Origin of the sequence: Leptospira perdikensis, from assembly GCF_004769575.1 — a bacterium.
Classification (GTDB): Bacteria; Spirochaetota; Leptospiria; order Leptospirales; family Leptospiraceae; genus Leptospira_A; species Leptospira_A perdikensis.
Genome location: NZ_RQGA01000007.1, coordinates 193,961 through 216,042 on the forward strand (window position 1 = coordinate 193,961; position 22,082 = coordinate 216,042).

Annotated in this window: 22 protein-coding genes; 9 read left to right on the forward strand and 13 right to left on the reverse strand. The window is 39.5% G+C overall.

Annotation, left to right across the window (positions count from 1 at the left end; all coding sequences use genetic code 11):
• Positions 1 to 48: 48 nt before the first annotated feature.
• The 5 genes from EHQ49_RS08040 to EHQ49_RS08060 form a co-directional block, all read right to left on the reverse strand.
• A complete protein-coding gene (locus tag EHQ49_RS08040) occupies positions 49 to 690 on the reverse strand; it encodes a response regulator transcription factor (RefSeq protein ID WP_135578188.1) in 642 nt (213 codons plus the stop codon).
• Complete coding sequence (locus EHQ49_RS08045; protein ID WP_135578190.1) at positions 687 to 1,934, reverse strand: sensor histidine kinase; 1,248 nt, start codon at positions 1,932 to 1,934, stop codon at positions 687 to 689. The genes EHQ49_RS08040 and EHQ49_RS08045 overlap by 4 nt, the downstream gene beginning before the upstream one ends.
• Before the next feature lie 47 nt (positions 1,935 to 1,981).
• Positions 1,982 to 2,344, reverse strand: coding sequence for a PilZ domain-containing protein (locus EHQ49_RS08050; RefSeq protein WP_135578192.1), 363 nt, complete (start codon positions 2,342 to 2,344; stop codon positions 1,982 to 1,984).
• A 73-nt stretch (positions 2,345 to 2,417) separates the two neighbouring features.
• The gene (locus tag EHQ49_RS08055; RefSeq protein WP_135578194.1) at positions 2,418 to 5,621 is read right to left on the reverse strand and encodes an efflux RND transporter permease subunit; all 3,204 of its coding nucleotides are present in this window, start codon (positions 5,619 to 5,621) and stop codon (positions 2,418 to 2,420) included.
• A 12-nt stretch (positions 5,622 to 5,633) separates the two neighbouring features.
• Positions 5,634 to 7,496, reverse strand: coding sequence for a hypothetical protein (locus EHQ49_RS08060; protein WP_244241405.1), 1,863 nt, complete (start codon positions 7,494 to 7,496; stop codon positions 5,634 to 5,636).
• Between the two features lie 124 nt (positions 7,497 to 7,620).
• Between EHQ49_RS08060 and EHQ49_RS08065 the strand changes: the two genes are divergently transcribed.
• Genes EHQ49_RS08065 through EHQ49_RS08075 form a run of 3 tightly spaced genes read left to right on the forward strand, consistent with a single transcriptional unit; the run spans position 7,621 to position 11,347 of the window.
• Entirely contained in the window at positions 7,621 to 8,280 is a 660-nt protein-coding gene (locus EHQ49_RS08065) for a MotA/TolQ/ExbB proton channel family protein (RefSeq protein WP_135578198.1), read from the forward strand.
• Between the two features lie 12 nt (positions 8,281 to 8,292).
• Positions 8,293 to 8,934: an energy transducer TonB gene (locus EHQ49_RS08070; RefSeq protein WP_135578200.1), complete on the forward strand. Its 642-nt coding sequence runs from the start codon at positions 8,293 to 8,295 to the stop codon at positions 8,932 to 8,934.
• 1 nt (position 8,935) lies between these two features.
• Positions 8,936 to 11,347, forward strand: coding sequence for a fibronectin type III domain-containing protein (locus EHQ49_RS08075; RefSeq protein ID WP_135578202.1), 2,412 nt, complete (start codon positions 8,936 to 8,938; stop codon positions 11,345 to 11,347).
• A gap of 24 nt (positions 11,348 to 11,371) precedes the next feature.
• Here EHQ49_RS08075 and EHQ49_RS08080 read toward each other — a convergent pair whose 3' ends face one another.
• Positions 11,372 to 11,788, reverse strand: a complete 417-nt coding sequence (locus EHQ49_RS08080) for an acyl-CoA thioesterase (protein WP_135578204.1) — start codon at positions 11,786 to 11,788, stop codon at positions 11,372 to 11,374.
• A gap of 118 nt (positions 11,789 to 11,906) precedes the next feature.
• On the opposite strand from EHQ49_RS08080, the gene EHQ49_RS08085 reads away from it, so the two are divergent.
• Entirely contained in the window at positions 11,907 to 12,491 is a 585-nt protein-coding gene (locus tag EHQ49_RS08085; protein ID WP_135578206.1) for a TetR/AcrR family transcriptional regulator, read from the forward strand.
• Here the strand turns inward: EHQ49_RS08085 and EHQ49_RS18860 are convergent.
• From EHQ49_RS18860 to EHQ49_RS08100, 3 genes are read right to left on the reverse strand one after another with little or no spacing between them, the layout of a single operon-like run.
• The gene (locus EHQ49_RS18860; protein ID WP_135578207.1) at positions 12,481 to 12,738 is read right to left on the reverse strand and encodes an LA_0364 family Cys-rich lipoprotein; all 258 of its coding nucleotides are present in this window, start codon (positions 12,736 to 12,738) and stop codon (positions 12,481 to 12,483) included. The genes EHQ49_RS08085 and EHQ49_RS18860 overlap by 11 nt on opposite strands.
• Positions 12,735 to 14,147 (reverse strand): UTP--glucose-1-phosphate uridylyltransferase, encoded by a 1,413-nt coding sequence (locus EHQ49_RS08095; protein WP_135578209.1) that lies wholly within the window; start codon positions 14,145 to 14,147, stop codon positions 12,735 to 12,737. The genes EHQ49_RS18860 and EHQ49_RS08095 overlap by 4 nt, the downstream gene beginning before the upstream one ends.
• A gap of 1 nt (position 14,148) precedes the next feature.
• Entirely contained in the window at positions 14,149 to 14,514 is a 366-nt protein-coding gene (locus EHQ49_RS08100; RefSeq protein ID WP_135578211.1) for a hypothetical protein, read from the reverse strand.
• 115 nt (positions 14,515 to 14,629) lie between these two features.
• Between EHQ49_RS08100 and EHQ49_RS08105 the strand changes: the two genes are divergently transcribed.
• On the forward strand, positions 14,630 to 15,478 hold the full coding sequence (locus EHQ49_RS08105; RefSeq protein ID WP_135578213.1) for an esterase/lipase family protein: 849 nt from the start codon (positions 14,630 to 14,632) through the stop codon (positions 15,476 to 15,478).
• Positions 15,479 to 15,547: 69 nt separating this feature from the next.
• Here the strand turns inward: EHQ49_RS08105 and EHQ49_RS08110 are convergent, their stop codons facing one another.
• The 3 genes from EHQ49_RS08110 to EHQ49_RS08120 form a co-directional block, all read right to left on the reverse strand.
• Positions 15,548 to 15,994 carry a four-helix bundle copper-binding protein gene (locus EHQ49_RS08110; RefSeq protein WP_135578215.1) on the reverse strand — a complete coding sequence of 149 codons (447 nt, stop codon included), beginning with the start codon at positions 15,992 to 15,994 and terminating at the stop codon, positions 15,548 to 15,550.
• A gap of 80 nt (positions 15,995 to 16,074) precedes the next feature.
• Positions 16,075 to 16,449 (reverse strand): hypothetical protein, encoded by a 375-nt coding sequence (locus tag EHQ49_RS08115; protein ID WP_135578217.1) that lies wholly within the window; start codon positions 16,447 to 16,449, stop codon positions 16,075 to 16,077.
• A gap of 41 nt (positions 16,450 to 16,490) precedes the next feature.
• On the reverse strand, positions 16,491 to 17,714 hold the full coding sequence (locus EHQ49_RS08120) for a TraB/GumN family protein (protein ID WP_135578219.1): 1,224 nt from the start codon (positions 17,712 to 17,714) through the stop codon (positions 16,491 to 16,493).
• Between the two features lie 60 nt (positions 17,715 to 17,774).
• Here EHQ49_RS08120 and EHQ49_RS08125 point away from each other — a divergent pair, with 60 nt between their 5' ends.
• The 3 genes from EHQ49_RS08125 to EHQ49_RS08135 are packed head-to-tail and all read left to right on the forward strand — an operon-like array spanning position 17,775 to position 19,704.
• Positions 17,775 to 18,278: a chemotaxis protein CheD gene (locus tag EHQ49_RS08125; RefSeq protein WP_135578221.1), complete on the forward strand. Its 504-nt coding sequence runs from the start codon at positions 17,775 to 17,777 to the stop codon at positions 18,276 to 18,278.
• 6 nt (positions 18,279 to 18,284) lie between these two features.
• Positions 18,285 to 19,139, forward strand: coding sequence for an HDOD domain-containing protein (locus EHQ49_RS08130; protein WP_135578223.1), 855 nt, complete (start codon positions 18,285 to 18,287; stop codon positions 19,137 to 19,139).
• Positions 19,140 to 19,167: 28 nt separating this feature from the next.
• The gene (locus EHQ49_RS08135; RefSeq protein ID WP_135578225.1) at positions 19,168 to 19,704 is read left to right on the forward strand and encodes a shikimate kinase; all 537 of its coding nucleotides are present in this window, start codon (positions 19,168 to 19,170) and stop codon (positions 19,702 to 19,704) included.
• Between the two features lie 112 nt (positions 19,705 to 19,816).
• On the opposite strand, the gene EHQ49_RS08140 is transcribed toward EHQ49_RS08135, so the two are convergent.
• On the reverse strand, positions 19,817 to 20,764 hold the full coding sequence (locus tag EHQ49_RS08140) for a TPM domain-containing protein (RefSeq protein WP_244241406.1): 948 nt from the start codon (positions 20,762 to 20,764) through the stop codon (positions 19,817 to 19,819).
• Between the two features lie 51 nt (positions 20,765 to 20,815).
• Here EHQ49_RS08140 and EHQ49_RS08145 point away from each other — a divergent pair, with 51 nt between their 5' ends.
• Positions 20,816 to 22,027, forward strand: a complete 1,212-nt coding sequence (locus EHQ49_RS08145; RefSeq protein WP_135578229.1) for a hypothetical protein — start codon at positions 20,816 to 20,818, stop codon at positions 22,025 to 22,027.
• Positions 22,028 to 22,082 lie beyond the last annotated feature (55 nt).

Sequence of the window (22,082 nt, forward strand, 5' to 3'; positions counted from 1 at the left end):
AACTTTGTCTATTTACCAGATGGTATAAAATGAAAGGTTCGTTTCTCTTCAAAAGATTCCGAACTGGCGCGCTTTTTTTAACATTTGCACCCTTGTATTCACTTGGAGTTTTTTATAGATTGTTTTGATTTGTTGGCGTACTGTCCCAACAGTAGTTCCAAATAAAGAAGCAATTTGATTTGGATTGTCCCCCTCAACAATCAGTTCCAAAATTTGTCGTTCTCTCGGCGTTAAAACTTCCACCCCAACACCCAAAGGATCAATCAGAGTTTGTGGTTTACGAAAACTTAACAATACTTTGGCGGCGATGGATGGAGAAATCACACTCCCCCCATCGAGTAAGGTTTGGATGGTATCATGTAAAGAATCAAGTTCGGACTTCCAAATATATCCAGAAGCACCATTTCTTAGGGCGGAGAAAATTGCATCGTCTGTTTGTAACGATGAAATCACAAGGCTCTTTCTCGATTCGACGGTATGATAAGTTTTGAGTACATCGATTCCGCTCATTCCAGGAAGGCCTATATCTAAAATCAGAAGATCCCATTCCTTAGGTTCCTCTTCTGCCCAAAATGTTTCTGCGGAATTCCAAGTGGTTAATTGTAAGTTTGGATTCTGATTCAAAACTCCACACAGAGACTGCAAAAAATCTAAATTATCTTCGATGATTCCAATTGAGATGGATTTCATATTTCAAAAAGTCCCACAGGAAGTTTCATATTGATTTGGTATGGAGATTCAGTAATGGTAAGTTCTCCATTCAAAGATTTAATCCTTTGGTATAATCCTCTTTCTCCGATACCAGTTCCAGACGATGGGTCTTGTTTTCGTTGAGATATAGGATGAGAACTTATTTCTTTATCTGAAAATTGATGTGGCTCCGTAAAAAACCGAAATTCTAAATGCTCTTGTATTCTCTCTAAATGCCAAGTTGAAATTCCATTCCCATGACGTAAATCATTGGTAGTTACTTCTTTAAAAATTTGAAGGATGTGGTGGGCCACTTCGGGATCTCGAATTTTGATGATGATCTCCTCGTCAAGGGTGTCCCATTTTAATTCAATATTACGACCGGCAAGTTTGTATCTCTTTTTAACCAATAATTTCAGACCATCTAACAAAGATTCCTGGAACAATTCTCTTTGGTCTTCTTCCTGCACTTGAGTCCGTAAAGATTGGAGTGCGGATTCCGAAAGTTGTTTCAATTTTTGTAGATGGGTTTCTGTAATTTCTTTTGGAGTTCTTTCCAATTTTTGTGTGAGTAGGACTAAGTCTGTAAGTTGAGAACCTAAACTATCGTGAATGTCTTGGAAAAAAGTTCGGCGTTTTTCTTCTAACAACATACCCCGATAGGCAGCAATATAACGTGTTCGAAACCACCAATGGTTTAGAAAAAAAGCCACCAGGAATAGAGGGAATATCGTCGACATCTCGCGCCAAGTCTCCTCGGGAATGACAGTGTGGTTGGTAAAATAAACTCGGAAAATATAAATCAGTAAAACAAAAGACCACTCTAAAATATACTGCCACACAAGACCCGGATAAAAGAAAGAAGAGGTTCCAAGTAATGCAGTGATGGTTAACCAATTTCTTGGATCAAAATACGGAATGGTAGGATCATGAAATCCTGTTTCGATTTCTACAAGAACCAAAAGGAACAAAGTCAATCGAACGAGAATTGGTGCCAGTTTGAAGAAACGTCGATAGAAAAAAGAAGTACAAACAAGGATGATACTTAAAACTAATTGGATAGCAGAAAGGATACAATTGGTCTGATCAGGAGCGTTCCATTCCAAATACACACTTTGGATATAAGCAAGACAATAAGCAAAACCAAGAAAGTAAAGTTTACTAATGATTTCCGAATAAACAGCAAGGAGAGATATAGGTTCCAAAGGAATCCCACGAAAAAAAACATAAATTCTTTGGAACATAGGAAATTTACCTAATTGTTACTTGTAAACAATACAAATTTTGTAGATTAAACTTCTAATCGGCCGATGTGTTCTAACAAAAGTTTTTCATCATCAATAAACATCTGATTGAATTCAAGACCTATTTCGTAGAAAGCTCCTTCTCCAAACTCTTCCAAACGTACAACCTTAGCTTTTGGGTACAATACGTACTTTACATCAGGGAAACGTAATTCTAATTCCAATCTTGTTCCCAAAGGCATTGGTTCTTTGGTTCGAAACAATAGTCCTCCTTCAGAAATATCTTGGGATTCTCCTTCCCCTTTGTCTTTCGGCAAAAATTGGGCCGAACCGGCACCTGATTGGATCACCCGGTATGTAAGATGGACTTTTTCAGAGATTCGTTTGTAGATTCGGCGTTCGCTGGACATGTAAGCAAGAGAACGCCGAATTCAAAGTTTGGGCAAGTTTAAATTTATATCCTAAAGTTTAGAAGTTTTAAGGTCAGTCCTCTAAATCCTCTGGTCGGATTTCAAAATCAGGACGGAATGCTCCCTCAATTTTTTCGCGTAAACGGTCAATGTATCCAAATACTGCAGGTACCACAATGAGAGTGATGAGAGTCGATAGGACAAGTCCCCCAATGATGGCAATCCCCATTGCCGTTCTTGATTTTGAGGCCTCTCCAATTCCAAGGGCAATTGGTAAAGTTCCCGCAATCATCGCAAGAGATGTCATAAGGATCGGACGTAACCGTTTGGAACCCGCATCAAAGATAGCTTCATCCCTCGTCATTCCATGTTCTTTCATCGCAAGGATGGCATGGTCCACAAGAAGGATAGAGTTTTTGGCCACAAGTCCCATTAGCAGGATGAGTCCAATCATACTGAATAAATTCAACATCTCACCAGTAAGAGCCAAAGCAAAGAAAGCTCCAGAGATCGCCGGTGGGATCGCAAAAAGAATCGTGATAGGTGTGATAAAGGACTCATAAAGAGAAGCTAACACAAGATAAATGAAGATAAGCGCCATTCCAAAAGCAAGCACGATGTTTTGTAATAGTTCCTTAAAATCTTCCGATTGGCCCACAAAGGAATAAGTGATTCCTGGAGGTGGGGGAAGTTTGTCCTTTAAGATTTTGGTTGCAGCTTCTGATGCAGACGCAATCGCTCCTCCCGGAGCAAGGTTAGCGTTGATCGGAACCACACGGGATCTGTCCTCTCGGATGATTCTTGCAGGAGAACTACTTTCCTTGCCGTCAGCAATGGCGCTTAGAGGGATCAGTCTGTTTTGGATGTTTGGCACTCGGGTTTCGTAAAAAGACTTACGTAAATTTCGTTGTTCTTCTTTCAGCCTAAGGCGTACGTCATACTCAATTCCATTCTCCAAATATTTCGCCACTTCACCACCTTCAATATGGTAACGAAGTTCGGCTCCCATCACACCGGCAACCACACCCACCGTTTGCATTTTGGCACGGTTAGGTACCACTTGGAATTCTGGTTTCCCTGTTCGGTAAGTTGTATCTACATCAGTTAAATCTGGAATCTTACGAAGTTCCTCCATCACTTTAAAAGAGTAAGTTTCTAAGTCCTTTAAATTCTCACCTTTTAGATTTAAGTTGAATGGGTATTGAACCCCACCGCCGATCGCCGAATAGTCGTTCACTTTCGGTCTTGCTTGTGGATAAACTTTTAGAAATTCACGGATTTGGTCTTTTACATCTCCTGTAGTTCTCTTTCGGTATTCAGAAGGGAGAAGGGCAACACCAATAGTAGCAATATTCGATTCCCCATCACTATTTCCAACAACCGTAGCAAGAAGTTCTAATTCAGGAACTAATTTGATAATTTCGTTTTGGATTTGTTCTACCGTTTCAGATGTTCCTTGTAAGGAAGTACCCGGAGCCATCTCCACATTCACCATAAACTCACCTTGGTCATTCGCTGGTAAGAAGGTCTTTTTTACAAAAGCCAGAGAGAAAATACTAGTCACAAGAGTTAGGAAAGTAAGCAAAATGACAGCCCATGGTTTTTTTAGGGCAAACTTCATGATGATCCCGTACATTCTGTCCAAAAAATCTTGAAATTTATCAAAAGTACGAAGGACAATGTTTTTCTTTTTGTGAATATCTGTTTTTCCTGCAAAATATGCAGATAACATTGGTGCAACGGTCAAACCATCAAATAAGGAAATGATCATGGCAAAAACCACAGTCAGACCAAACTGTTTAAAGAACTGACCCACAATTCCAGAAAGAAATCCGATCGGAAGGAATACGGCAATCACCGTCAAAGAAGTTCCAATGACAGCAAGAGTTACTTCTTCTGTTCCCTTCCTTGCCGCTACAATGACTGACTCCCCTTCCTCTAGTTTCCGGAAGATATTTTCCCGAACCACAATGGCATCATCTACGAGAAGACCAACCGCAAGAGATAATGCAAGAAGGGTCATTACGTTCATGGTAAAACCCATGGCATACATAATGATAAAGGCACCTAACATAGAGTTGGGGAGTGCCATACCTGTAATGAGTGTAGAACGAACGTTCCCGAGAAAAAGATATACTACAATAACTGCGAGTAAAATCCCAAGAATGATGGCGATGGTAACATCCTCAATATTGGCACGAATCCATTTGGATCCATCCCGAATCAAAATAACCTTAGGTGCCCCTTTTAGGTCTTTGATTTGAGAGTTAATGGTATCGATTTTTCCAAGAATTCCATCGGCAACTTCAACAGTGTTAGCTCCTGATTGTTTGTACACATCCAGAAAGAGAGCTTTCTTTTGGACTCTTTCCTTTTTAGGAGCATCATATTTGAATAATAATTTCCCAATGATAGAGGGTTCATCGTGTTCTTCTGCGCTGATTGGCGCATACAACATACCAAGCGTTTGGCGATCCTGAAGGGTGTCTTTTACTTGCCCCAAATCTTTTACAAGAACCCCTCGCCCAAACTCTCCACCAAAGGAAACTACGGTATTCTCAATTTGAGATAACGATTCATATTTGGCAACGGTTCGAAAAGAAGTTTCTTTATCTCCACCTTCTACCTTTCCGGCAGGAATGTTGACACCGGAGTTTTTGATTTGGTTTCCAATGGAAATGGCAGGAACTTGGAAGGCATTGATTTTGTTTCGATCCAGTTCGATATGAATTTCTCTACGAGATCCACCAATGATTTTTACAGCACCAACGTTGTTGACTTGTTCCAGTTTGGTTTTGATTTTCTCTTTTGCCAAATCATAAAGTTCCCCTTCTGGTAAGTCCGCAAAAAGAGAAATCCTCATAATCGGTTGGTCGGAGGGATCAAACCTTTGAACAAGTGGCTCTTTAGAAGATTCAGGAAAAAGAGGTTTAACACGCGCTGTTTTATCACGGACCTGTTGTTCTGCGTATTTAATGTCTGTGGTGAGATTGAATTCCGCAAACACCATAGAGATCCCTTCTTGGTTTCTCGATGTGATTCGTTTGAGACCAGAGATGGAACTAAGTTCTTCTTCGAGTGGTTTGGATATGGAAGTTTCAATTTCTTCCGGACCGGCACCAGGGTATACGGTCGAAACCACAACGAAGGGAATGTTGATGTCAGGGAAAAGGTCAACACCAATTCGTTTCAAGGAAATAAATCCTGTGATCACCATGATGATGACTAACGAGGAAATAAAAATGGGACGTTTGATTGAAAAGGAAGCAATACTCATAAAATTTTTTCTCTATTTGAGCAATTTATATTCTTGGAGACAAGCAATACCGGAACTCTCTCTATAAGTAGACAGCAACGTTGACTTACTATTCAAGATTTTTGTTCGATTTTCAAATTTTTCTTCTACAAAACTGTCTGGACAGACATCACTTAATAAAAGAACGGAATCGAAATCTGTCCATTCTTTCCAGCGATATTTGTTATCATTTCGTACCATCCCTTGTTTATAGGTCTTCAGTTTCATGGCAAGATCGAAATCGGAAGCGAGAACTCGCCCACGAGATCCATATTTTTCTTCAAAATGAAAAGCATTGATGAGAATGTATTTTTTATCAGTTGCGATCTGTTCGGCGATCTCCCTTGCTGGTTGGAAATCACTCGCGTTCATTCCTCGGTAACAAAACATTTTCTTTTCAAAAAACTCACCAGATAAAATCCCTTGGGAGTAAACTGAATTGGAAAATACGAATACAGAAGTGAGTAAAAGAACAGAAACAGAAGCTAATTTTTCTATTTTAGTATCAGCGAGTTTATACAAACGTAGGATCCAAAGATACCCAACAAGACCAATGGCAGGTATGAATTGTAAAACATGCCTTGGTTGTTTATTTCCTGTTGTGAGTTCTAAAATCAAAAGTTCTAAAAACAAAATGAGAGTTCCAGCAAGGAGTGGATCTTTTAACTTAGTTGGGATTTTAGTTCCGGATCGAAATAGAAAGTAGATAAGGGACAAAACAGAAAAAATAATTAGGGTTCGGAATCCCCAGATAAAATCAAAAACTCCGGGTGTAGATGGATCTAGTCCAGGCTCTGTCCAAAGTGTTAAGAAAAAACTACGAGTGTATGCATTCACAATCATTTGGGCATCAATAAGGGCATTCACACGATCGGGATTCATAAACAACCAAAGAAAAGCAGGGAAAATCGCATACACCCAAAGGACCACTGCTGTTTTTGGAAATACTTTCTGAACGGCATCCCGTTTGCGGAAAAAATAAACGGAAAGATCCACAAACAAAAGAAAGGTGATCCCAAACATAAACTGTTTGAACCCTTTTTGATTTAGGTTGATCTTTGTGACTACTCTGAGTACCGGTAAAGAAAAAACCATAAGCACAACAAAGATCAGATAAACCAACCGAATGCCTTTTGCATAATTTTTTACTAGATACAGTAAAGCATCTTTATAGATAACTGGAGATCTTAAGAGTTCATAGGCAAAACAAGCCATAAAGAATAAAATTCCGTATGGATACTTAGTGAAATAAAAACCAAAAAGAGAGAAAAAGACAAACCATTTCGTCCCAGAATCAATTTCTCGTTCTTTATTGTCGACATCATACAACCGATAAATGGCGTAAATGGAAAATAGAAGAAAGAACATTGATTGGGTTTCTAACATTGAAGAAAGTGAATAGGCAGGCACTTCTCCCGTTTGGATGGTAAGGATAAAAATCAAACAAGAAAGAATTCCCGACCAAAGTAATGACTTTGTTATGCGAAAAGAAATAAACAATAAAGCTGGATAAACCAAAATCAAAAACAAAAGCCCTAAAAAAGAATCACGATAGGTTTCATAAGCATCTATCGGCAAATAAAGCGTAACAAAAGTTAGAATCGAGCGAAGAGGTGGCCAAGTAGGGCTTTCCAAAAAGGGCATTATCCCTCGGAACCAACTTCCGCTACGGAAGTCGACATATTGGTCTAATACCTGATTCAGTCGGATGTTCTCATCCCAAGATAAAAAATCTTTGTTGGGACAGAGGTTAAGGAATGCCTCCCACGACTTTGTAGCATAGAACACTACCAAAGAAACACCTAAAATGATAAAAATGAACCCCAAAAAACTGGGAAGAATGTCTTTTGCCTTCATACCAATCCTTGGAATCATTCTTTCTCTGAGGCCGACTTAGAAGCAACCGAAGTTCTTTTTCCGTAATTTTTCTCTTTGATTGCAGTCCAAGGTAAAGAATTCTGTCCGTTAGAAGGTTCCCAAAATGCAAGATTTCGTAGACCTTGGGGAAAAAATCATTTTCCTCGTTATGTTATTTGCGAGTATTCTCGCGATAGCCGTATTTATCGAAAGGTTGATTGTTTATAAACGTAATTTTAACAAAGAATCAGAATCACTTCTAGATTCGCTCACTCTCCTCATACGACACCGTGACTTAAAAGGTACAGAGAAACTATTGGAAACCCATCCTATGGAAAACTCCTATACCAAGTTCATTCATTTTGTTTTAGAACGGGAGAAGGAAAACCACAAAGGCCTTCAGGAACTGATGGAAGGGAAAATTCTAAAGGAACGTTTGATTCTGGAAGAAAGACTTCCCATTCTCAACACTTTAGGGAACAACACTCCTTTCATTGGACTTTTGGGTACGGTTCTTGGAGTCATCAAAGCTTTTTATGGTTTGGGAACTCTTGGAAATTCTGGTGCAGAAGTGGTGATGCGAAGTATCTCGACTGCCCTACTCGCAACGGCTGCGGGACTTGCTGTTGCCATCCCAGTGGTAATGGCAAATAACTACTTCACTCGCAAAATGAAACTCGTCCTCGGCCATTTGGAAATCCTTTCCAAAGAAATCCATGCTAGTTTTGTCACGAGCGGAAAACACAACCAAACTTCTAGTTCAACGCCAAATATCCATCACTAGAAAGTAAATACGATGCAGTCATTTACCTTATACCTGCAATACAAACTCCGACGGTTCGGACTCTTCCGCGCCAGTCTTTTTGCTTCTGTGGGATTGCATGTATTCTGTTATTTGATTTATTTTGTACTTACATTACCAAGTAATGCGGCCTTTCAAGAAACTTCCATCGAAGATATGGATGTTTCTTTTGAAGAGATTCCTCCAGAGCTCATTGGTGGGACATCAAGCCCAGCGCCTGTGGAAAAACAAGAATGGGTGGAAGGATCGAACAAAGAGGCAGAAGAAAAGCCAGATAACTCTGATTTGAACCCAAACCAACTCTCTGGGAATGGAACTGACAAAGATGGGTATTTGTTTTCATTCAATGGAGATCGTCCTCCTACACCTATCATTGATTTTGACTTAAAAGCCTATTTTCCAGAAGCAGCCAAAGCCGCGAATATCAGCCAAAAGACAGTGGTTGTGATGGTACAAGTAGATGAACACGGACAACTCCAAGGTGTTAAAATTGTTTCTGGTCGAGCGGGATATGGATTTGATGAAGCAGCCATTCGCATCATTCAAAGAGCGCGGTTTTCACCTGGGTATGACAAAGGGAAACCAACACGAATGGCACATAGACTTCCTATCAGTTTTGATTTAGAAGAGGACTGAAATGTTACGGAACACCAAACATCGAATTGCGATTGGAACGATTATTATTATCGTTTCTTTGATCACATACGGATTCCAAACCAAACCCATCACTGGAAAAACAGAATCCAAATCCTCTTCCAGAAAACCAAGCCTCATTCCCGACCCTTTCGAACTTTATCAAACCATTCCACCTTTCCGTTCGGAAATGACAAGTTCTGACCTTCCCAGTAATTTTGATTTTACATCTGAGTTTCCACTGCCAGCAGACCAAGGGATCTACAAAGATAGTGTTGGGTATACTGTTGGGTATGGGCTCATTTCTTATTTAGAAGCGAAAAAAAAAGGGATTCGGAATCTTTCTTCTATTGGCCCCACTTCCGCGAATGGACAGAAAGTATTGTTCTCACCTAACTTTATTTATAACCAACTAAACAGCGGAAAAGATCAAGCAGTTTCCCTTTTGGATGCGCTCGTCCTCGCAGAAAGTCGAGGTTCGGTTTCTCTCGAACAAATGAACGAATCATCATCTAGTTTTAGAACAAGGCCGAAAGCAAATATCGTGGAATCGGGCAGGAAAGCTCGATTAAAAAGAATTTACCGAATCGAACCTCACGATCTAACATCTATTAAACTAGCGTTAGCTGAAAAACGACCAGTGCTGATCGGGTATTTGGTTTATGAAAATTTTAGAGATCCAAAACCGGAAACCATTTTTGAATCGGGGTCTGGTGAAATTTTAGGGGCGCAGTCTCTTGTTATTTTGGGTTATAATGATAAAAAGAAAGCATTCAAGGTTTGGAATTCTTGGGGATCCACTTGGGGTGACCAAGGATATTTATGGGTTTCTTACGAAACTTTTCCTAAATACACTAAGTCGGTTTATGTTGCTGATTCAGAAACTGAAAATGAACTCCTAACACAAAATAAACTAAATGATGCTTTAGAATCTTTGGAATACGGAGAGCACAACCTCTTCCCACCGAAAGAGGTGTTTGCATCCCGTGGTGATTTTTCAGATCGCATTCGGATCAGTTGGTCGAGAGAAAAAAGGGCCATTGGTTATGAAGTTTACCGGAAACGTAAGATAGACAGTAAATACCAACTTGTCGGACTTTCCAAACAAGCATTCTTTGAAGACTTTGGAATCCAAAAAAGCACTGCTTACAATTACCGAGTGGCAAGTCTCGATGAGAATTACCTCTCCAAACCATCACTTGACTCAAATGATGGTTATGCGGTTGACCCAACAAAACCAGCCGGAATTTTACCAGTGACAAACCTTCGTGCCTCGGTGGTTTCAACCAATGATCGGATTTTACTTGAATGGGATCCACAGCCAATATCCACAACCTATGCAGTTTATAAATGGAATCCAACAGCAAGGATCTACCGGTTTTTAGGACAAACTGAAAAGACAACGTACGTTGATTTAAAAGCCAGCCGTAATGGCGACAGTGAAATTTACCAAGTGGTTCCTGAAAGAAATCAATTGGTCGGTGAATCTAGTTATTATGTATCTGCCCATTTAGACCCTTCGGAAGTTTTAAAACCAAAACCCAAAAACCTAACAGCATCTAAAGGATTATATGCTGGTGCCACCATTTTACAGTGGGAAGGATCTCCCAGTGCCGTGGCTTATCATATCTTCCGTAAAACCAATGGACAATGGAAAGAAGTTGCAAAAACAACTGAGTTGCAGTTTAAAGATGACAATTCCTATGAAAAGGAATCATTCTATGCGGTAGCCTCTGAATTTGAAGGTGAATTGTTTAGTTTACCTTCGGAACCAGACATAGGATTTCCATCGCTTGTTGCGGGGAGGTCAGTGGGGTTAAAATCCCCAGAACTTAATGTTTCTGAAAATAGAAAAACTAGTGAATTTCTATTTAGTTGGAATGCAGTTCCCAAAGTAACTTCATACAAAATCTATATGCGTAAAAAAAATGACCCAGAATGGAGTCTTGTCAAAGAAACTTTCGATACAAATTTTAGATTGCAGAACCTAACCAAAAACCAGTTCTATTTTTTTGCCATTCAATCCACCGCTAAAGGAGTGGGAGAAAGTTTATTTTCCAAACCCGTCACATCAGTTATCTCTGACACGGTAGTTGATATAAAAAAAGTAAAAACGTTTGGAGAGTCCGCCATACAAAAGTTTATCGGTCCTTGGACAGCAATGTATTGGGATGGGAAAAACAAAGTGAAACCAGTCCGTTTGACCATTGAAGCAGAAGATGTTGAGGGAAACATCATCATGAAGTGGAATGAAAATCAAATCTTTCGAGGCAAAAACATTGTGGATTCTGACTTACTCGAAGAGAAAGGAAAATGGAAAATCAAACTATCACCTAATTACGAGTCCTTATCAGGCGAATTTGAAGACCAAGCACTCGTTCCTGAGAAAAGCCAGCTTTCCTTTATCCGAGAATAAACTAAAAAACGAAAGACTGAACTCCTAAACTTTCACTTCCTCGTCAGTTCTAAACTTCTCGAGGAAGGTATCAGGAAGTTTCCAAGGCCTGTTCCTTTCGAAATCAAAAAAGAGAGCAGAAAAAATAGCCTCGCAAACCAAGGCTCCATCCGAGATTCGATACATATTTTGTACAACCTTCCCCTTTATTTTTGACATATCCCGAAATCCTGTTTCGATGCGAACCGCGTCGGGATGATGGAGAGGTTTGTGATAAGATAACTCCGCCTTTAACATCACTGGCCCTACCTTTTTTTCCCTCATTTCCTGGATAGAAAACCCTTCTTGTTCCAAAGCTTGGATCCTTGCTTCATCAAAATAGGATTGGTAGACACCGTTATTGACATGTCCATTGGCATCCATATGGCTCCAAAGGACGGGGATTTCGGTAGTATGGGGCATGGGGTGGCTCCTGTTAGGGACAGATTCCGGCAGACCGTTCTGTCTGTAAATCAAAAAACAGACAGAACGGTCTGCAATGGTTGACACAACCCCCTCCTCCCTACAATACTTAAATCCCATGAAAGGCTCTCCTCGACACCGCATCCTCGAAATAGCAAAAAAAAGATTCTACCAACAGGGCTATTACCACACAGGAATCAACCAGCTCATCCGAGAATCAGGAACTGCCAAGGCCTCCTTCTATGATCACTTCCCATCCAAACGAGATTTGGGAATTCGCGTCATTCAAGCTTATGGAGCTGACGTTCTCATTTGGTTCCGCCAAATTCTTCGAGAGTCCCATACACCTGATGATTTTATCGCCGAATTATCTCAAGCCGTTACCATCCAAATGCATGAAGACGCATCCTATTACCAAGGTTGCCCGATAGCCATTTTTTCCTGCCAATTTCCTGTCGGCGAACAACCATTTAGTGATGAGTTTAAGTCTATTGTTTTTAGGTGGGAATCTTTGTTCGCAATGTACATTGCCCGATGGCAATCCAACGGTTCGTTAGAAGAAACCGCAGATCCAATGGAACTCGCTCGTGACTTAATCAATATCTATGAAGGAGCACTGATCAATTGGAGAATCTCATTAAACGAAATCTATGTAAAACGTATGTTAGCCCAAATGAAACAAATACTTGAACTTAAAAAATAGTTCCACTTTCGCAATTTTTGCGGCAAGTCTTTTCTAAACCGAGACAACTTCCCGCAAGGGCTGTGAGATCAGCTACACTATAACTTGGACTACTCGTAGAGATTTTGTAAAATGCATCATTTCTAAGAAAACATTCACCTTCTATCGTAGAACATTTGTTACGTTCGTAGCAGGCAGACCTAAAGGAAAACGGTGATCCACAATTAACCAATAGTACCAGAACGCAAAAAAAGATTACTTGTTTCATAAAGAAATGGTTTCGTTTTGGAATTCCTTCCTGTTTAAAGAAGAAATGGTTTTTAATCCACCTGATAGATTTTGAAATTTCACTTTCCCTTTAAGTGCTACGGGAACATCAAATAGAATTTCTCCTGAAACCACTAACTCTTCACAATAGAGAAGAGAAGGATATTCTTTGAATAAAGAATCAAATTGATCTATTTTTTTATAATGAGTTTCATCCAGAAGCACCAAAATCTCACCAAGTCCTGCCGATTTTCTTTCCTTTGTCATAGTGAGAGAAAAGTCAGAATTGAGTACATAGGCGTCAGAACGACGAATGAGATAATCTTCCGTTTTTTTCACTGGGGCAAACCTGTCCCTAGGAATGATAATCCCTTTGAATTTAGAAAAATTACCAACGGCACTTCCCATCGCTGTTTCCAATTGAATTACCGGTTTGCCATCTACTTGTTTCGGATTTACAATGAGGGACAAAGAAAAATTTCCTTGGTTGAATCTTTCTTTCAAAGCACGAAGATTGATCCAAAGATTGTTGGTGGAAAAAGTTCTAAATTTACCAAGACCGCTGAATTCATTTTCATGTTCTTTCGGAACTTGTGCAGTTTCCAACAACTCGTATTTAATAAACTTACCACTTAGAGTTTTTCGGTAGATAGCCCCCCCTTTTTTATCGGCAAGAGTCTTCGGAGTCATCTCCATTGCGAAATGAATGTCTTCCTTTAAAAGATAACTCACAATATGTGGATCAACCGTAGCTCCTAAATTGTCTCCATTGGAAAGGAAGGCAATTTCAAATCCCTTAGAGAGTAATTCATCCAAAATACCCTCCTGAACCATAGTGAAGTAAATATCACCATGACCCGGTGGGCACCAATTTTCTTTTTCATTTTTATTTTGGATGGGGACAAAGGTTTTTGCATCCAATCGAGGTACTTTGTTTTGTAAAAAACTAGTGCGAAGAGTTTGTTTAAATCCGTTTTTCTCTAATTCTTTTTGGGAATCTTTTTGTGTATTATAAGAATCCATAAAAAGAAGAGGAACATCAACCCCATACTCTGAACGAATGAACTCAATTTGTTTAGACATCACAGCAAGAAACGACATAGAGTCTTTGATGGGAATCAAAGACTTCGCTTTGTCGAGTCCCATACTAGTTCCAAGACCTCCGTTCAATTTAATCACCACCAATTTGGACAGAAGACTAAGGTCTGTAGCGTAAGAAGAATGGATGGTTTCTAAAGAGATTTCATCCGTTTTGGGATCCAAGTCTCCAACTTCTTCCCAATTGACCATTCCCGTTTCGCCGTTTCTCACAGCATCTACCTTGGTAATAAAATCGGCAATGAATGCGTCGGTAAGACCTGCGGCCTTCATAGTATCTCTAATCAATTGATCCGACTTCTGTTTCTCCATATCATTTCCCTTCGTGTGGTTCCCCAAGTTCGATCCTATGTGGTTCTTCCGATACCGCAGGATTCCATAAAAAAAATACGAGGATATTTCGGCCGTCTTCCTTTGGAATCGCTACCGTTTCTTTCCTTTCATATTTTGGCATAAAAACTTCAAAATTGTACATCCAATACTTACCCTTTTTACGAGCCACTTGCCGGATTCCTTGTTTTAAGGGATCCTTTTTCGTAAGTTTTCCATAAGGAAGGGGGTATTTTGTTTCCCAAATTTGGGGTAAAAGCTTCGCTGCGTCTTCATAATTTCCGGGATCGGCGGAAAGAACCCCAGGAAAAAAGCCTAAAAGAATGATCAGAAAGAAACTATGACGCATACGATTCTAAAAGGCAATCCTATGTGAGTACGGTAATCGGTCAATTCAGGAATTCTTCTGGCGCTGGAATTGATTTTCATAGACAAGAATTGAGTCAGACAGAATCATTTAATTCATGTTTCGATTCATAGAATATCTGGAACGTTTTTGGGCGTTATTGTCGTTTTATCTTCCCAGCCATTTGTTTGTGGAGAATAATAAAGATAAAAATATATTGATTGTTCCTGGTTTTCTTGCCGGACGTTCCTACTATTCTAGACTCAAATCCAACTTAGACAACTTGGGATTCAAAGTAGGAATCCTTTCTACCTTACGTGACCCTTTATCTCTGGAAGAAGCGGTTCAACATCTGGCAAACCAAATCCTGACGGCACCTAACGAAGTGACTTTGATTGCTCATAACACCGGTGGGCTTCTCGTTTTGATTTTGCCTGATGAAGCCAGACGAAAAGTCAAACGCCTCATCACTCTTGGGACTCCTTTTCATGGTTCCGATCGATTTACTAATACAAGACAATCGTATTGGGGTTATGAATCCGAATGGGTCAAAACGAATTACAAAAATGCACTTTTCTTTCCTCTGTTCCAACCTCTCTCTGCGATTGAGGATTTTTCATTTCCTCCGCAAGAGAGTACTGAGTTTGGCCAAGGCCGTGATCTCTGGTTCGATATCCCCGGTAATTATAACTTAGTTAGAAGGAACGAGAACATCCGCACGCTGAGAGAGTTTTTAGGAACACCAAAAGACAGTATTGCCATTCATTCTTCACCGAAAGCAAACCCTGAGTTCGCAGTTCCAAAAAAGATTGAAGTGGATTTTTCTAAGTATGAACCATCAGTTTATAAAAAGAATCAAAAACAATTGGCCGTAAAAAAGAAGTCCGGGGCAAAAAAAACAACTCCGGCTAAAAAATCAAAACCTGTCTCGAAACCAAAAGCCAAAAAAAAGGCTAAAAAACGTTAGAAATTACTATTTGAAAAACAACTGCCCACCAAACAGCGGACAGTTGTTCAAGTTATCCAGTTTATAGAATTAAACTTTTTTTAACTCTTTGATACAAGCAAGACAGCTATCTCGACACTCTTTACAGATTGTGTGATGATTAGCATGTTTATCACATTCCTTTGCACAAGCTTCACAAACCTCAATACAAAGATTTGCTAACTTCTTCGTGAAACTGGAAGACTGGCTAGCTAATTTCACAAAAGAATCACATAAACTAATGACTTCTCTTGTACTCACCGCACAAGCTGCGAGAGACTTATCCCCTTTTCCAAGTTCTGTGAGGCAATGACTGAGGCAAACCTCAGCAGAAAGTTGGCAATGCATGGCTACCATCATTGCTTTAGAATACTTAGATTTTCCTGCCGATGGCATTGTCATTGTAGAATGATCATGGTCTTCTGCGGAAAGTGTAGATAAAATTCCTGAAACGGCAACTGCCATTCCTGCTTTTTGTAATAATTCCTTGCGATTCATATCGTATAACCTCTGTTAAAATTTAAAAATCAATTGAAATGGAAATGAAATCCTTTCACCTCAAACGAGGTGTGACCATATCAAATCAGAAGTCTTACGGTTTGTGTGGGAAAATAGGAGGGAGAATGACGAAGCCCGGAAATAAGCCACTTTACGGATGGACCAGAAAGGACCTGGGGTTGTTTAAAAAAAGTGAATCCATTCCAAGCGGTAAGTTTGATTTGTTTCCAAATGGGAAAATCAGGGCCGCTAGAAGACTGGAGTTCTTCATGTGTGATAGGGCATTCACAAGAATCAGCAGAACTTTCTTTTGATTCGGAAGTTTGGTGGCAAGGTGGAACAGAAGCCCGGTCCACAAATTTCTCAGCAGAAATACAAAACCCAAATAGGGATGACTTACATCCCAGGTAGGTTAGAAAAATTAGAATGAATCCAATGGTAAACTTTCGTTTCATATTCTTCTGCTACAATAATTAGACGAATCTAATCTTACTTCCTAAAGTAAATTCTTCAAGCCTTTTCCTGCAACAATGAAAGTTCCAATGGTAGATCCAAATTGTGGAAGAAAAAAAACGAGAAAGATGTGGAGGACACGATTTTTCCAAAAACCAACAAATGATTCTGAATCTTCCGCAATATGTTCGAAATCTTCTACTAGGGGCTTACGTAAATACGATTCGGAAAGAGCACTCACCCAACCTGCCTTAAAAATCGGAACAAAAGTTCCAATGGGAGCCGTAATGAATGCAAGTAAAATAGAAATGGGATGGGCCCAAGCAATGAGAGCCCCGAGAGCCGCAAGACCACCTTTGATATAAATAAGTTTAGAAAAAAGATCCATACCAGCTTCTCCACCTTGGCTCCAAGTGGTATAACCGATAAGGCCTGCAAAAAAAGTTGGATATAGAATGATACTGATATTGTCCCACCATTTTCGTTTAGGAACTTCATCTAACACAGACAAGTCGTTTTTTGTTTGGATGTTTCTTGCAATCCCTGCCAAATGACCTGCACCGACCACGGCCAAAACTTTTTTCGTCGACTTTCCTTCGGTAGCCTGGCGAATTTTTTCTGCTAGATACACATCTCTTTCATCAATGATCACATGTTTGACAGATTCATATTTTTTGGGAATTTGAGAAAAGAGATCTTTTAGGATATCATCCGATTTCATTTCTTCGATTTTATCATCCGATACATCTTCGCGAACAAGAAGGGAAGCAAGTAAAGCACTGAAAAGATACATCTTAGAGAAAAAACCTACGTTCCCCCAAGACCTTTTTAGTGTGGTTTGGATTTCCCGATCTACAGCCATCACTGGTTTTTTCAGTGTTCGACCCATAGTGATTGCTTTACGCATTTCATCACCAGGTTTGATATCCTTATTTCCGATTTTCTTTTGAAAAGAAGAAAGAATGAGACTAGATAGAAGTAACCACATCTTTCTTTCTTTAAATACTTTGAATATATCTAACTTTTTTAAGTAGTCGGGATCTTCTACCGACTTCATTCGAGACTCACATAACTCAACACAAATGACATCGGGTTTGAGTGTTCGGATCATTTTTTCGACTTCATCTACACTTTGTTTGGAAACATGGGCCGTTCCGAGAATGTGGACTTCCGTTTTTCCGATGGTTTGGAAGAGATAAGGTTCAATTGTTTTGAAACCTTTTTTGGTAGATTTTCTTGGGGGAGTAGTTTTTTTGATTGAACGCATAAGGAAAGGTTACTATCTATAATACCTAAGTAACGGTTCCACTCTCTAGAAACAAGTAGAATGTCTATAAAATCCAAAATCATCAATGTGGGAATTGCCGACATCAAGGTCGGAAAAGATACGGATGTGCTTAGAACTACACTAGGTTCGTGCATAGGAATCGTTTTGTATGATCCTGAGCAGAAAGTAGGAGCCATTTCCCACATCATGCTTGCCAAAGATCCAACGGGCAAGGACGCTTCCAAGTTTCCGCATAAGTACGGGGAAACTGCCCTACCCATCCTTATCGAAATGATGAAACAACAAGGATCCAACATTGGCCAATACTCTTGTCGAATGTTCGGCGGAGCATCCATGTTTAAGGGAATCAATTCCCAGTTTTTACAAAACATTGGGGAACAGAACATAGCAATTGTCAAAAAATTTATGGAAGAGAAAAAAATCCCTGTCATAGTGGAAGATGTGGCGGGGAACGAAGGAAGAACCATCAGTCTTTACTGTGACGACGGACGTGTTTTGCTAAAAAAAGCTGGTATGGAAAAATACCTTTATAAGGTGCGTTAGGCGACTATGCTAAAATCAAAGGTTGATGAAGTATTACAAGACGTAAATAAACTACCTGCCATTTCGTCGGTTGTATCAAAGGTATTGGAAAAACTCCAAAAACCAGATGTAAATATCGCTGACCTTGCACAGGAGATTTCGAAAGACCCGGCCATCACTGCAAACGTTATTAAACTTTCTAACTCTGCGTATTATAGGGCATCCAAACCAATCCGGACGGTTCAAGAAGCCCTGATGACTCTCGGAATCAAAACGGTAAAAGAAATTGTCCTTCTCACGGCAGCCAAAGGGATTTTGTCTCAAGACCTAAACAGTTACCAATTGGAAGCTGCACAACTTTGGACCTCTTCCTTACTTGTAGCCGAACTTTCTAGTAAAATTGTACAACACAAAAAACTCAAAATCGATAAGGATCTTGCCTTCACGTCTGGACTTCTTTGTAGTGTTGGTAAAATTGTTCTCGCTCAGTTCTTTAGTCCTGTCATGATGCAAATCAAAACCGATCTAAAAGACAACCAAGAACCCTTCTCAGTGTTAGAGAAAAAATATTTCGGATACACTCATATGGAAGTGTCTGAAAATCTTTTAAAACGTTGGAATTTTCCACAAGAGTTAACTGACGTTGTGGCAAATTATTTAACGCCAGAAAATTCAAAAAGTAATCCTCTCCTCACTTCTGTTGTCCATATTGCCAGTATCCTAATTGTGGTTTCTGGAATTGGAATTGATATCGGTGGGGAATCAGTTCCGATTTCACCATTTGCATTAAACCAAACAGGCGTTACAGAAGCAGATATCGAAACTTATTTTGTTCATATCCCTGATTTACAAGCCGGCCTAGCTGATTTGTTAAACGTTTAAGTTATATTTTTTAAAGAAATTATTTTCAATGAACATTATCTTTATTGGAGCAAGAGGGGCTGGCAAATCCAAAGTCTCTCGTTCCTTATCCAAACAAACAGAATTCCCCGTTGTTTCTACCGATTCCGTTGTCGTTTACGAAGCGGGTGGTGTGCCCATTCCTAAATTTGTAGAAAAGCACGGATGGAAAACTTTTCGTGAATTAGAATATTCAATTTTACAAAAGCTACAAGGAGCCGATGGGATCATTTTGGATTGTGGTGGTGGCATTTTATTTGATTTGGACGAATTCGGGAACGAAGTCCCAAGCCAAAGGAAATTGGATTTACTCCGAAGTTTAGGAAGGATTGTGTATTTGGAACGTGGGATAGATGAACTCATCGAAAAGGTAAAAGGAGATTCTACGAGACCTGACCTTTCCAAAGAGGCCTCCTACCGTTCCATTTTAGAAAAAAGACTACCTATCTACCAAGAAGCCGCTCATTTTAAGTTAAACCTTTCTAAACTTTCCAAAGAAGAAGCCACTGAACGGATATTAGACTGGCTCGGAATCAAATCTAAATAAAAAACGAAGTTTAACAAACCTTATACTCCGTTTGTTTTGCTCAAGTTACAAAAACCATCTAATAACAACTCCGGATTTTGACAGTTTTAATTCTGGGAAATTAAAAACCGATTTACCAACTCCCACTGGAGCCGCCACCTCCAAAACTCCCTCCTCCTCCGCTAAACCCACCACCGGAAGAACCTCCCGAAGAACTCCAACCTCCCCCAGAAGAACTGCCGGAGGAATAAGTTACTGAACCAGAAATTTTTTCAGACAAAGCCTTTACCCAAGAGATTTTATTTCTCGTTAGGCGGACAAATATAAACCCAACGATATAAATGAAATTACAAATCACCCAACCATAAAATCCGTAAAAAATAGACGGGACCCACTGAAAAAAGATAAGCAAAAAGAAAAATACCCATATACTGTTATCTTCTTTATGAAAGGCTAAAATAGTTGCGAAAAGAAAAATGATCCCAACGAAGATAAGACCAATCAAATACAAATGCCAACCATCTTTGGCTCCAATTCCTCGAAAGGATCGGAACTGCTCCCATAAACTTGGCTCTTCTGGTGTAATACCTGTATCCAAGGTCGAAAGGATTTCGTTTAGCCCGGCAGTGATCCCTTTTTCATACTCTCCCGACTTAAAATACGGAATCATTGTATTTCGGATCAGACGATTGCAATAGGCATCGGTTAGGATCCCTTCCAGTCCATATCCCACTTCGATCCTTACTTTTCTGTCCTCAGTGGATAGTAGTATCAAGACACCATTGTCTTGATTCTTTTGTCCGAGCCTCCACTCTTCTGTAACTTTCAAACTATACTCTTCTAAAATATCACCTTCTAACGAACGTATAACGAGAATGGCAACTTGGTTGGAGGTTTTTTCTTCGTGTTCTTCTAAAACCTTTTCCCAAATTTCAGCATCAACATTGGTTATGGTTCCTACCTCCCAAGTGACTCGCCTTTCCAAAACAGGAATCTCTTTTGCAGAAATACCAAAGGGAATCAGATTTGCAAAAAAAAGAACGGAGATCCCGAAACGGAGATCTGAAAATATAAATTTCATCGCCACAGGATAGTTGACAAATGAGAAAAATCAAAGAATTTTTCTCGAGCCGTGGAAACAACTTTTTTATCCGATTCTGTATTAGTAAAAGCAGGAACCTTCAGTGATTATCTGATGCTTTTTGGGATTGTTTTTTGGATATCTCTTTCCCTTTCTGGAATTTGGATTTGGAGACGAACACATATAGGTAAAATAGGAATCTTTTTTACCTTACTGATGTTTCTTCCCTTCAGTTTTATGTGTTATAAGTCATATCAAGATAAAGAGATATTCTCTTACAAATTAGTTATAGATAAAAATGAAAAAAAGGTCCGATTTGGAGATTCTGCACTAGAACCTGATATAGAATTTCCTTTTACAGAATTCATCTCTTACCAAATTAAATCGGAATCAGAATCAAAAAAAGATGGAAGGTTGTATTCTGATACAATTTACTTAAACCATATATCAGGATTGTTACTTCCCGTAGCCGTTGTTTCCGTTAGAAAGTATAACGATAGTAAAGAAAGTTTCAGCCGTTATACAAAACTCTCCAAAGAATTCAGAAAATTCTTCCGCATTTTTCCCTTACCCGTGGAAACAAGGACAGGAAAACCATTCAAAGAGCTTCTCGTCAAACCAAAGTTACCGAATGAAAAATCAGAACCCAACGTTGTGCTCAAAGGGGGAAAATTTGATACTATGATTTCTCCAAAAGAACAAACACAACAGACAACTAACAATCCTCCTCAGTTCCCCATTCGATGGGATCACCACATCACAAACGCTAATTGGTATTTTTCACTAAGTCTTCTTAGTATCGGGAATTTAGGTTTATTTCTTTTTGTTGTCACAATTCGAGAAAATGGGAATTCCAACTGGGTTTGGGGATTGGTTTTGCTTTTTGTGGGTTATCTTTCATTTGCAGCCCAATATCATTTTTGGATTCGTGAGAAACAAGGAACCCAATATAAAATTGAACCTGCCGAAAAGAGTTATTTGTTCTCTTCCTTAAAGGGCGGAAAATCCACAGAAGAAAAAGTATGGATCAGAAACTCTGATAAAATGGGTTTTTTGGAGTTACCAGGAAAGACCCTCCACATCCAAAGCAAACTTGCTTACGAAAAAACAAAGGCTCTTGCGAGTTCTCTCGAAGACCCATCTTCTGATTTCGGAGATGCCTTAAAACTAACAAAAGAGGCCTACGAAGCCTCCGATTGGGAGCGCTGGGATTTAAGCGATCTTCCTATGGAAGTTGCAGTTCGCTTGTTTCTTGTACTCTAGGTTTTTTTAGACGGAATACAGGCTTGTTCAATAAATAATCCAAATGATTGTTTAT